A 12150-nucleotide genomic window follows, 5' to 3' on the forward strand; every position below is an offset into this window, starting at 1 on the left:
CACGTCGGACATCAGTTGTTCTCCTCGAGGAGCTCGGGAGCGATCTCGGGCAGCACCTCGGCCTGGAAGATCTCGTCGGCGTTCGGCAGGTGGCAGCGTTTGACGTGCCCCGGCCCGCGGGACCCGGGCAGCAGCTCGGGCAGCTCGGTCGAGCAGAGGTTCGCCGGCACCTTGTCCGCGTGCACGCAGCGCGGGTGGAACGAGCAGCCGCTCGGCGGGCTGAGCAGGCTCGGCGGGTTGCCGGGGATCGGGATCAGTCGGGCATCGGTGTCGGCCTTGACGTCCGGCACGCTGGAGAGCAGGCCCCAGGTGTAGGGCATCTCCGGGTGCGTGAGGATCTCCTTGCCCGGGCCGTACTCGACCGCGCGACCGGCGTACATCACCAGGACGTCGTCGGCCATCTCGGCGATGACGCCGAGGTCGTGGGTGATGATGATGACCGCGGAGTTGAACTCGCGCTGCAGGTCCTGGAGCAGGTCGAGGATCTGCGCCTGCACGGTGACGTCGAGTGCAGTGGTCGGCTCGTCGGCGATCAGCAGGGACGGGTCGTTGATCAGGCCCATCGCGATCATCGCGCGCTGGCGCATGCCGCCGGAGAACTGGTGCGGGAAGTCGTCGACCCGGCGGTCCGGCTGGGGGATGCCCACCCGGTCCAGCATCTCGATCGCCTTGCGGCGCGCGTCGCGCTTGGAGGCGCTGGGGTGGTGCACGAGGTAGGCCTCGGCCAGCTGGCCGCCGATCTTGTAGAACGGGTGCAGCGCGGCGAGGGCGTCCTGGAAGATCATCGCGACCTGGTTGCCGCGCATCTTGCGCATCTTCGCCTCGGAGATGCCGACGACCTCGGTGCCCGCGATCCGGATGGAGCCGGTGATCTTGCTGGCCTTGGCGTCGTGCAGGCCGAGTACGGCCATGCTGGAGACGGACTTGCCGGAGCCGGACTCCCCCACGATGCCGAGGGTCTTGCCGACCTCCACGGTGTAGCTGAGGTTGGAGACGGCCGTCAGGTAGCCGTCCTCGGTGGGGAACCGGACGGAGAGGTCCTCGACCGCGAGGATCGGGTCACCGGTCTCGGCCACGCGCTGGGCGGTGGTGGTCTGCTCGGTCACGAAAGCCTCACCCTCGGGTCGAGAACGCTGTAGACGATGTCGACCAGGATGTTGGCGACGATCAGGAAGACGGCGCTGATCAGCGCCGTGGCGGCCACCACCGGGAGGTCCTTGGCGACGACGGCCTGGAGGCTCCAGAAGCCGATGCCGTCGATCTCGAAGATCTTCTCGGTGAAGATCGTCCCGGCGAGCAGCGAGCCGAAGTCGATACCGAAGATCGTGACGATCGGGACCAGCGCCGCACGCAGACCGTGCTTGTAGACGATCGTCCGGTTCGGCAGCCCCTTGGCCTTGGCCGTGCGGATGTAGTCCTCGCTCAGCGCCTCGATCATCGAGCCGCGCGCGTAACGGGTGTACTGGGTGCAGCCGAAGATGCCCAGCGCCACCCAGGCCAGGAAGAGCCCGGAGAACCACTTCCACGGGCCTTCGGTGATGGGGCTGAAGTAGCCGGTGTCGCTGAAGAGCGGGATCTGGAAGATCAGGGTCAGGTAGAGCCAGGTGAGCAGGGCGAAGAGGTAGTACGGGATGGAGCTGATCACCAGGAAGCTGGAGACCAGTGCCTTGTCCGCGACCGTGCCTCGCCGTCGCGCGGCTGCCACGCCGATGGGCACGCCGAAGAGCAGGTAGAGGAAGGAGCCGCCGAGGGCAACGGAGAGGGTGGCCGGGAAACGCTCCTTGAGCTCGTCCCACACCGGCACCTTGGTGCGGTAGGAGTAACCCAGGCACGGGGCCGCGCACTCGTAGGCGGTCGGGCCGATCTTGATCTCACGGCCGACGAAGACGCCCTTGGCGAACTTGCCGTACTCCTCGTGGACCGGGTTGTCGAAGCCCAGCGACTTCTCGAAGAGAACCAGCTTCGTGGGACTGCAACGGTTGTTGGTCTCACGCTCGCAGATCGGCTGGGCGGGGCTGGACGGGCCGTACCAGAACAGCAGGAAGATCGCCATCGAGACGAGGACGACCACCAAGGCACCCGCCAGCACACGCTTGACGACATAGGCAAACATCAGGGGCTCTCTTCGGTTGGGCAGACCGCGGGCTGGCAGGTGGGGGCCTCCACTCGTGCGGAGACCCCCACCCGTCAGTGGTGTTTCACAATCGACTCAGGGAGTCGATCACTGCATGACGAACAGGTCCTTGTAGTCGGGGGCGGAGATGGCTCCGTCACCGACCGGGTTGCCGATCTTGGACCCGAACACGAACAGCTCGTTGCGGAACGCCGTGGGGATGATCGGGAAGTACTCCGTGGAGATCTTCTCGTCCAGGGCGCCCCACGCGTCAGCCTGCTCGTCGAGCGGCAGCAGCGTGATCTTGTTCATCTCGTCGTTGATCGACTCCTCGTCGAAGAACGACGTGTTGTACGCAGCCCCACCCTTGGTCAGCGGCGGAACCATGGTGAGACCCGACGGCCAGTCGGAGCACCAGTTGACGCCACGGAGGTTCAGCGTCTTGTTGATCTTGTCGTCCGGGTTCAGCCAGATGTTGTACGGCGAGGTCTGGACGGGGATCGCCTTGACGGAGAACCCGGCCTCCTCGAAGCCCTTGGTCAGGACCTTCTGGCCGGCGACGGACAGCGGGTCGGCCTCGTAGTAGACCATGGTGATCTTGAACTCGCCGGGCTCGTGGCCCGCCTCCTTCAGGAGCTCCTTCGACTTCTCCGGGTTGTAGGTGAACTGCTCACCGTCGACGAAGTAGTCGTGCTTGCCCGCCATGCCGGGAGGCATGATCGAGTTCGCCGGGACACGGGTCACGCCGGGCACCTCGCCAGTGGCGAGCCAGATGTCGGTGTAGGGGTACGCGTACGCGATCGCCTTACGGACATTGATGTCGGTGATCTTCGTGTAGTCAGGCGACAGGAAGCTGGTGCACTGCGACGACTGCTGGACCACGCGGTCACCGAGCTCGGTGCTCGCACGGTCGTAGTTGTTCGAGCCCAGCGACGTCGAGAGCGCGGTCTGCGACTCGGTGTTGTCGCTCAGCATGATCTGGTCGACCTTGGCCTGGTCCTGGTTGAACTTGAACACGAACTTGTCGGCGTACTGGTGACGCGCCGGGTCGGTGTTCGGGTCCCACTGGTCGTTCTTGACCAGCACCAGCTCCTCCTCAGGGCGGAAGGACTCCACCTTGTAGGGGCCGTTGGAGAGGATGTTCTTGCCGTAGTCCGGCGGGTTGCTGGCCTTGCCGAGCGGCACCGGGCCCATCGCCATGAAGGCGCCCCAGTAGTCCATGTCGGGGAAGGGCTTGGACATCTTGATGATGACGTCCTGGCCCTCGACGCGGACGCCGTCCCACTCCTTGCCCTTGTCCGTGTAGGGGCCCTTGTACTCGCCCGCACCGGAGAAGTAGGTCTGCGAGTACTCGGTACCCGGACCCGACGGGAAGGTGTCGGAGTCCATCGAGCGGGTGATGCCCCACGCGATCTCCTCCGGCGTGACGGGCGAGCCGTCCTCCCACTTGGCGTCGTCACGAATGGTGAAGGTCCACTCGGTGAAGTCGTCGTTGGCGGAACCGAGGTCGACCGCGAGGTCGGGGACGAGAGTCATCTCGCCGGTCTTCGGGTCACGGGCGTACTGCGTCAGCGAACGGCTCGTGAGGGCCTGCTGGATCGAGTTGCCGGTCACCGACCAACCCTCGGTCGGGTCCAGGGAGTCCGGACCGGGGTCGCCGGGCAGGAACACCGTGATGGTGCCACCCTTCTGGGCGCCCTCGACCTCAGCCGCGGGGGCCTGACGGGACGAGTCCTTGCCGACCTCGGGGGCCTGGGTGAACGAACGGTCTGACGATGGATCGTTGCTGCCCGAACCGCCACACGCGGTAAGGGTGAACAACGCGGCACCGGCGACAACCGCCAGTGGCTTGGTCCGCTTCATAGTCCAGCCTTTCTTATTTGTTCGCGCCCACGAGGAGAATCGAGGACGACGTCGGGGGTACCCGTCAGCGACGGGTCTTGGGATCGAGCGCGTCACGAATGGCGTCGCCCAGCAGGTTGAGGGAGAGCACGAGCGCGACGATGCCGATCATCGGCTCCCACAGGTAGAGCGGGTAGGTCTCGAAGAAGTTGGTCGCCTTGGCGATCGTCTGGCCCCAGGAGGTCCCCGAGGTGACACCGATGCCGAGGAAGGCCAGCCCGGCCTCGGCCGCCACGAACGTCGGCAGCATCAGAGAGACGCTGACCACGATCGGGGCCGCGAGGTTCGGCAGCAGCTCCCGGATCAGGATCCGGTGGGTGGGCATGCCCAGCACCCGCGCGGCCTGGATGAACTCGCGCTCGCGCAGCGAGAGGACCTCGCCGCGGATCAGACGGGCCACGCCCATCCACCCGAACGCGGAGAGCACGCAGACCAGGGTGAAGAGCTGGATGTCCTGGTAGTTGTCGCTGAGCGCGTAGCGCTGGGCGATGATCGGCGCGATCACCAACGCCGCCAGCAGGAACGGGATCGTCAGGAACAGGTCGGTGATGAACGAGATGATCTTGTCGACGACGCCGCCCAGGAAGCCGGCCACCAGGCCGAGCGTGATCCCGAGGATGGCGGCGAACGCCGTGGCCAGGCCCGCGATCATCAGCGACGTCTGCGCGCCCTTGAGCCAGAAGGCCAGGTTGTCCGTCGCCGTCTGGGGCGCGATGCCGAACGGGTGCTCGGGGTCGAAACCATGGTTCGGGGGCCCCTTGAGCGGCAGGCCGCCACCCAGGGTGTCGAGGTAGGCGCTGGGCAGCACGGTCTCGGTGGAGACCCCGAAGATCTTCATGATCGAATCGGCGAAGACCGCGATGATCACGAAGAAGAGGACGACGGCCGCACACACCACCGCGATCTTGTCCTTGGCCAGGCGACCGAGCGCGATACGCATCGGCGACTTGCCGGTGATCGAGTCCTTCTTCGTGGCCTGGGGGTCGGGACGGTGATCGTCCTCGGCGAGGGTGCCCAACTTCTCGGGCTCGGCCGGCTGTGCCGTCATGCTCTCCCCATCATCGTCCGAGGCCGGTGCGAACCGGTCTGCGCCACGTGCGCGCCGCCGGTGACTCTATGTGACACGGACTGCACCTTCGATCACCCCTGCGTAACGATCTGGTCTCAGGGTCCGGCCGTGCTTTGCTGCCTGGTCGGCTGATCATGCAGGGGTGTCGGCCGGCTTCGGGGGCGCGGCGTCCACACCGGCCTCCTTGCGCTGCTGGGGCGTGATCGGGGCCGGGGCGGCGGTCAACGGGTCGTACCCGCCACCGGACTTCGGGAAGGCGATGACGTCGCGGATCGAGTCCGTGCCGGCCAGCAGCGCGCAGATCCGGTCCATGCCCACCGCGATGCCGCCGTGCGGCGGTGCACCGAACTTGAAGGCGTCGAGCAGGAAGCCGAACTTCTCCTCGGCCTGCTCCTCGCTCAATCCCATCACCTGGAAGACGCGCTTCTGCACGTCCTCGCGGTGGATACGCATCGACCCGCCACCGAGCTCGTTGCCGTTGCAGACGATGTCGTAGGCGTAGGCCAGTGCGCTGCCGGGGTCCGTGTCGAAGGTGTCGGCGAACTCCGGCTTGGGGCCGGTGAAGGCGTGGTGCACGGCCGTCCAGGCGCCGGCACCCACGGCGACGTCGCCGCTGGCCACGGCGTCCGAAGCGGGCTCGAACATCGGTGCGTCGACCACCCAGGTGAACGCGAACGCGGACTCGTCGATCAGGCCGCAGCGGTGGCCGATCTCGAGGCGGGCGGCGCCCAGCAGGGCCCGGCTGGGCTTGGTGGCACCGGCGGCGAAGAAGATGCAGTCCCCCGGCGCCGCACCCACGTGCGCCGCCAGGCCGGCCCGCTCGGCGTCGGTCAGGTTCTTGGCGACCGGTCCACCCAGCTCGCCGTCCTCCTGGACCAGCACGTAGGCCAGGCCCTTGGCCCCGCGCTGCTTGGCCCAGTCCTGCCAGGCGTCGAGCTTCTTGCGCGGCTGGCTGGCGCCGCCGGGCATCACCACGGCGCCGACGTACTCGGACTGGAAGACCCGGAAGGTGGTGTCGGCGAAGTACTCGGTGCACTCGACCAGCTCGTTGCCCATCCGCAGGTCGGGCTTGTCCGAGCCGTACTTCCGCATCGCCTCGGCGTAGGTCATCCGCGGGATCGGCCGTGAGATGTCGACGTCGATCAGCTTCCACATCGCGGCGAGGACGTCCTCCATCAGGGAGATCACGTCCTCCTGCTCCACGAAGCTCATCTCGATGTCGAGCTGGGTGAACTCCGGCTGCCGGTCGGCGCGGAAGTCCTCGTCGCGGTAGCAGCGAGCGATCTGGTAGTACCGCTCCATGCCGGCCACCATCAGCAGCTGCTTGAACAGCTGCGGGCTCTGCGGCAGGGCGTACCAGCTGCCCGGCTGGAGACGGGCGGGCACCAGGAAGTCTCGGGCACCCTCCGGCGTGGACCGGGTCAGGGTCGGCGTCTCGATCTCGACGAAGTCGTGGGCGTCGAGGACGTCGCGGGCCGCCTTGTTGACCTTGCTGCGCAGGCGCAGGGCGGCGTTGGGGCCGCTGCGGCGCAGGTCGAGGTAGCGGTGCTTGAGGCGCGCCTCCTCGCCGACGTCGATGTGGTCGTCGATCGGGAAGGGCAACGGCGCCGAGGCGCTCAGCACGACGACCTCGTCGGCGATCACCTCGATCTCGCCCGAGGGCAGGTTCGGGTTCGCGTTGCCCTCGGGGCGGGCGGAGACCTGGCCCGTGACCTTGAGGCAGTACTCGCTGCGCAGGCTGTGGGCGACGGCCTCGTCCCGGACGACGACCTGGACGACGCCCGAGGCCTCGCGCAGGTCGAGGAAGGCGACTCCACCGTGATCGCGGCGGCGGGCCACCCACCCGGCGAGGGTGACGGTCTGGCCGACATGCTCGGCGCGCAGGGCGCCGGCGTCGTGGGTGCGGATCACTGGTCTTGCTCCTTGTGGTGGCGGGGCTGGGAGTGGGTCGAGTTGACCTGCGGTCGCAGGTCCTCGGCCGGGGGCGTCCAGGTGGCGGGGTCGGCCATCACCTGCTCGCCGGTGCGGATGTCCTTGACCTCGTGGCCGACCTCGCCGGCCTCGGAGGTGGTGGTGAACCAGACGAACGGGATGCCGCGTCGCTCGGCGTAGCGGATCTGCTTGCCGAACTTCTGCGCGTTCGCGGCGACCTCGCAGGGCACGCCGTTGCGGCGCAGGGCGTCGGCGATGGCGTTGCTCTCGTTGCGGGAGTCCTCGTCGACGACCGCGACGAGCACGGCGCTGGGCACCGAGCGCGACGCGGAGAGCACGCCCTTGTTGATCAACGGCACCAGGACCCGGCTCACGCCGAGCGAGATGCCGACGCCGGGGTACGTCGTCCGGCCGTCGCTGGCCAGGGCGTCGTACCGTCCGCCGGAACAGATCGAGCCGAGGCTCTCGCTGCCCTCGAGGCGGGTCTCGAAGACGGTGCCGGTGTAGTAGTCGAGGCCGCGGGCGATCGAGAGGTCGGCGACGATCGAAACCTGGTCGGTCACCAGCGGTGCGCAGCCGCGCATCAGCTCGGCCAGCTCGGCCAGGCCCTCGTCGAGCAGCTCGTGGGAGACCCCGAGCTCACGGACCCGGTCGACGAAGCTGTCGTCCTCGGTCTTGATCGTCGCCAGTGCCAGGCACTGGTCGGCCTGATCTCCGCTGAGGCCGACCTCGTCGACCAGCAGGCCGCGGACGGCCTCGACCGGCAGCTTGTCGAGCTTGTCGATCACCCGCATGACCTCGTCGACGTCGCCGGCGCCCAGACCGGTGTAGAACCCCTGGATCAGCTTGCGGTTGTTCACCTGGAGGCGGAACGCCGGGAGCACGTCGAGGCGGGTCAGCGCGTCGATCATCACCGTGGCGATCTCGACGTCGTGGTGGAAGGGCAGGGTGTCGCGCCCGACGATGTCGATGTCGGCCTGGGTGAACTCGCGGTAGCGGCCCTCCTGAGGCCGCTCACCGCGCCACGCCTTCTGGATCTGGAAGCGCCGGAACGGGAACTCCAGCTTGCCCGCGTTCTCCAGCACGTAGCGCGCGAACGGCACGGTCAGGTCGAAGTGCAGGCCCACCCCGGAGTCGTGCGCGGCGTCGGTCTCCTGGAGTCGGCGCAGGACGTAGACCTCCTTGGAGGTCTCCCCCTTGCGGAGCAGCTGGTCCATCGGCTCGACGGCACGGGTCTCGATCCCGGCGAACCCGTGCAGCTCGAAGGTGTGCCGCAGGGTGTCGATGACCTGCTGCTCGACGAAACGGTGCTCGGGCAGCAGCTCGGGAAAGCCGCTGAGCGGGGTGGGCTTGGCCATGCTCAGAGTCCTCGCGTCACGCGCCCGGCGGAACCACCGGCGATCAGGTCCTGCAGGAACGGGTTGGTGGCGCGCTCACGGCCGATCGACGTCTGCTCGCCGTGGCCGGGCAGGACCACGATGTCGTCGGCCAGCGGCAGCACCTTCTCGGCCAGGCTGCGCAGCATCGTGGGGTGGTCCCCACCGGGCAGGTCGGTGCGACCGATCGACCCGGCGAAGAGCAGGTCGCCGGAGAACATCACCTCGGAGATGTCCTGCTGGGCGTACGGCGAACGGAAGGTCACCGAGCCCTCGGTGTGACCCGGGGTGTGGTCGACCACGAAACGCAGGCCGGCCAGCTCGAGCTCCTGGTGATCGGCCAACTCCTGGACGTCGTCCGGTTCGGCCCACTCGTAGCTGCCACCGAGCAGCATCTGGGTGGTCTCGCGCGACATGCCGGCCATCGGGTCGGTCAGCAGGTGCCGGTCGGAGGGGTGGATCCACGCGGTGGCGTCGTACGTCCCGGCGACCGGGGCGACGCACCACATGTGGTCGACGTGACCGTGGGTGACCAGGACGGCGACGGGCTTGAGCCGGTGCTCGCGGACGACCTCGGCGACGCCGGCAGCGGCGTCCTTCCCGGGGTCGATGACGACGCACTCGGAGCCGGGGCCCTGAGCCGCGACGTAGCAGTTCGTGCCCCACGGACCTGCAGGAAAACCAGCGATGAACACCCCCGCACACTATCCATCGACCGGAGCAGCCGATGCATCGGTCTTCGGCCCCGTGCGCGCGAGCCGGTCGGCGACCGTGACTAGCATGGGCCCTGCGTCATCCAGACACGTGGACGAACGAGATCGAGCGGAGTGCACCAGTGACGAGTCATCAGTGGGGTCGAGTCGATGACGACGGGACCGTCTACGTGAAGACCGCCGACGGAGAACGCTCGGTCGGGCAGTACCCCGAGGGCACGCCCGAGGAGGCGCTCTCGTTCTTCACCGAGCGGTACGCCGCGCTCGCCTTCGAGGTCGAGTTGCTTGAGAAGCGGGTCCGCTCCGGCGTGCTCTCGCCCGAGGAGGCGACCGAGTCGGTCAAGACCGTGCACGCCCAGGTCGACGGCGCGAACGCGGTGGGCGACCTCGCCCACCTCGGCGCGCGCCTCGACTCGCTGGGCCCGGTCATCGCTACGCAGCGTGAGGCCCGCAAGGTCGAGAAGGAGCAGCGGACCGCCGAGTCGCGGGTGCAGAAGGAAGCCATCGTCGCCGAGGCGGAGAAGATCGCCGAGGGCAACGACTGGCGCAACGGCGCCAACCGGCTCCGCGAGCTGCTCGACGAGTGGAAGGCGCTCCCGCGGATCGACCGCTCCTCCGACGACGCCCTGTGGCGTCGCTTCTCGAGCGCGCGCACGTCGTACACCCGGCGCCGCAAGGCGCACTTCTCCGAGCAGCACGAGAAGCGCGAGGCCGCCCAGGTCATCAAGGAACGGCTCGCCACCGAGGCCGAGGGCCTGGCCTCGTCCACGGACTGGGGAGCCACCGCCGGTCGCTACCGCGACCTGATGCGCGAGTGGAAGGCCGCCGGTCCGGCCCCCCGCAACGTCGACGAGGCGCTGTGGCGTCGCTTCCGTGGCGCCCAGGATGCGTTCTTCGGGGCCCGCGACGCCGCGGCCGCCGAGGAGGACCAGGCCTTCGCCGCGAACGCCGAGGTCAAGGAGGCCCTGCTCGTCGAGGCCGAGGCACTGCTCCCGGTCACCGACCTCGACGCCGCCAAGAAGGCCTTCCGCGACATCGCCGAGCGCTGGGACGCGGCCGGCAAGGTGCCGCGGGACCGGATGAAGGAGCTCGAGGCCCGGATCCGCAAGGTCGAGCAGGAGATCCGCGGGGTCGAGGACGACCAGTGGAAGCGCTCGGACCCGGAGAAGTCGGCGCGCGCGGACGACATGGTCAGCAAGCTGCAGACCGCCATCGAGCAGGTCGAGGCCGACCTGGCCACGGCGAAGGCGGCCGGCAACGAGAAGAAGGTCAAGGAGCTCGAGGAGAACCTCGAGTCGCGGCGCGCCTTCCTCGAGATGGCCCGTCGGGCCTCGGACGAGTTCTCCGGCTGAGTCTCGACTCCGCCCCCTCCCTTCCCCCTGTAACGCGGTGTTCTTGACGCTGCGGGGGCGGCGTACGCCGTACTCAGCGTCAACAGCACCGCACCAGGGCGGATGTCAGGAGAATGTCCGGGGATGCTCGATCTCCCGACGTACTCCGGCGTCACTGGGGGTGGGCGTCGGGCCGCTCTGGCTGGCCGCCGCAGGTGCCGGGGCGACGGGCGCCGGGAACAGCTCCTCGCTCCGGGTGCAGGCCGTGAGCCCCAGCAACAAACAGCAGGTGAGCACCGCGATGGCGCGGCGACCCGTGAACGACATGTGAGCTCCTCGCCCGCCTGACCGGCGAGTCGGCACTCGCTCGCGCAGGAGTTGTTCCAGCAGACCGACGGCCCGCCGCTCCTGGGCAACCACAACTGGCAGGTCAGCGGCTTCTGCGCAACCACAACTGGCAGGTCAGCGGAACTGGCCCACGGAGGGCGAGGGTGAGGTCGAGCCCGAGGGGGACGACGAGGGTGACGACGAGGGCTTGGGTGTCTTCGAGGGCTTCGGGGAGCTCGAGGGCGGCGGCGGGTCGAACGTCGCCACGATCAGCCGCGACGTCTTGCGCGCCAGCCCCTTCGTGCCGACCCCGAACCGGAACTGCAGCTCCTGCTGCTGGTCCACGTCCGGCCGGTCGAAGGCCTCCAGCAGCGCCCAGAGAGACGCCGGGCCCGCGGTGTCGGCGAGGTACTCGCAGGCCCACCAGGCCAGCGCGTAGTTCGCCGCGGCGGAGTCGCTGTTGAACGAGTCGTCGCTGGGCAGCTGGTCGATGCCTTCGCGGGCCGCCTCCAGCGCTGCTCCGGAGATCAGGCGGTCCTGGGGGGCCAGCGGCCGAACCGAGACGTACTCCGCGATCCCCTCGCTCAGCCAGACCGGGGCGGCGTCGTCGCGGCCGCCGACCGCCACGTGGGTGAGCTCGTGCCGCACCAGCCGGTCCCGCTGGGGTCCTGCCTGCGCGAGCATCCGCGGGTGCAGCACGAACCGGGTCGAGGCGACCGGTCCGCCGGGCCGGGCGCGCACCGGGAAGGCCACGCCGTCGAGTCGGTCCGGGTCGTCGCCGGGCAGGTCCTCGACCGAGGTCAGGAACGTCGGCGTGGACAGCGCGTAGACCACCACGGCGCCGGACCAGGCATAGGGCACCGATCCGCTGACCTGCCGGATCCCCTCCTCGACGGAGGAGACGATCGAGGGGGCCTGGCCGACACTCTGCGGATCGAAGATGCCGAGCACCCCGGCGCCCGAGCGCACCACGATCGGTCCGCTGTCCCAGGGTTGGGGCCGCACGTCGTGCTGGACCTCCCAGCCGAGATCGTCCACCGAGGCCAGCCGGAACCGGGCCGCCTTCTTGCCGACCGGCTCGAAGCGGTACCGGTCCGAGGAGGCGACCGGCCGGTCGTCGTACCCGGCGAGCTGCATGCGCAGCGTCACCACCACCCAGTAGCCGCCGCCCTCACGGACCAGCGATCCCCGGTCGAAGGCGTAGCTGAAGTGCTCCAGCGGCAGCTGCGCGAGGTTGGCGAAGTAGGTGCGCTGCTGGTTGAGCAGCGCCTGATCGTCGCGCAGGACGCCGCCGATGAAGGCCGACAGGTCGCCCTGTCGTACGGCGCTCGCTCGGCGCCTCAGGGTCTTGCCGATCGCCTTGACCACGTCCGGCTGCGCCAGCAGC

General features: G+C 68.8%; 10 protein-coding genes. 1 reads left to right on the forward strand and 9 read right to left on the reverse strand.

What is annotated here, in order from left to right:
- Positions 1-11: 11 nt before the first annotated feature.
- The 7 genes from ABZE72_RS00580 to ABZE72_RS00610 form a co-directional block, all read right to left on the reverse strand.
- Positions 12-1106: an ABC transporter ATP-binding protein gene (locus tag ABZE72_RS00580; RefSeq protein WP_372727058.1), complete on the reverse strand. Its 1095-nt coding sequence runs from the start codon at positions 1104-1106 to the stop codon at positions 12-14.
- Positions 1103-2113, reverse strand: coding sequence for an ABC transporter permease (locus ABZE72_RS00585; RefSeq protein ID WP_372727059.1), 1011 nt, complete (start codon positions 2111-2113; stop codon positions 1103-1105). Before ABZE72_RS00585 ends, ABZE72_RS00580 begins: the two co-directional genes overlap by 4 nt.
- A 108-nt stretch (positions 2114-2221) precedes the next feature.
- A complete protein-coding gene (locus tag ABZE72_RS00590) occupies positions 2222-3976 on the reverse strand; it encodes an ABC transporter substrate-binding protein (protein ID WP_372727060.1) in 1755 nt (584 codons plus the stop codon).
- A 64-nt stretch (positions 3977-4040) separates the two neighbouring features.
- Positions 4041-5063 carry an ABC transporter permease gene (locus ABZE72_RS00595; RefSeq protein ID WP_372727061.1) on the reverse strand — a complete coding sequence of 341 codons (1023 nt, stop codon included), beginning with the start codon at positions 5061-5063 and terminating at the stop codon, positions 4041-4043.
- Between the two features lie 153 nt (positions 5064-5216).
- Complete coding sequence (gene aspS / locus ABZE72_RS00600) at positions 5217-6995, reverse strand: aspartate--tRNA ligase (protein WP_372727062.1); 1779 nt, start codon at positions 6993-6995, stop codon at positions 5217-5219.
- Complete coding sequence (hisS, locus tag ABZE72_RS00605; protein ID WP_372727063.1) at positions 6992-8374, reverse strand: histidine--tRNA ligase; 1383 nt, start codon at positions 8372-8374, stop codon at positions 6992-6994. The genes aspS and hisS overlap by 4 nt, the downstream gene beginning before the upstream one ends.
- Positions 8375-8376: 2 nt before the next feature.
- Positions 8377-9087 (reverse strand): MBL fold metallo-hydrolase, encoded by a 711-nt coding sequence (locus ABZE72_RS00610; RefSeq protein WP_372727064.1) that lies wholly within the window; start codon positions 9085-9087, stop codon positions 8377-8379.
- A 140-nt stretch (positions 9088-9227) separates the two neighbouring features.
- Here ABZE72_RS00610 and ABZE72_RS00615 point away from each other — a divergent pair, with 140 nt between their 5' ends.
- Positions 9228-10457, forward strand: coding sequence for a DUF349 domain-containing protein (locus ABZE72_RS00615; protein ID WP_372727065.1), 1230 nt, complete (start codon positions 9228-9230; stop codon positions 10455-10457).
- 105 nt (positions 10458-10562) lie between these two features.
- Here the strand turns inward: ABZE72_RS00615 and ABZE72_RS00620 are convergent, their stop codons facing one another.
- Positions 10563-10763 carry a hypothetical protein gene (locus ABZE72_RS00620; RefSeq protein WP_372727066.1) on the reverse strand — a complete coding sequence of 67 codons (201 nt, stop codon included), beginning with the start codon at positions 10761-10763 and terminating at the stop codon, positions 10563-10565.
- 135 nt (positions 10764-10898) lie between these two features.
- The coding region (locus ABZE72_RS00625) for a hypothetical protein (RefSeq protein WP_372727067.1) at positions 10899-12150 on the reverse strand (1252 nt) is incomplete at its 5' end.

This window comes from Nocardioides sp. (genome assembly GCF_041600255.1).
Taxonomy (GTDB): domain Bacteria; phylum Actinomycetota; class Actinomycetes; order Propionibacteriales; family Nocardioidaceae; genus Nocardioides.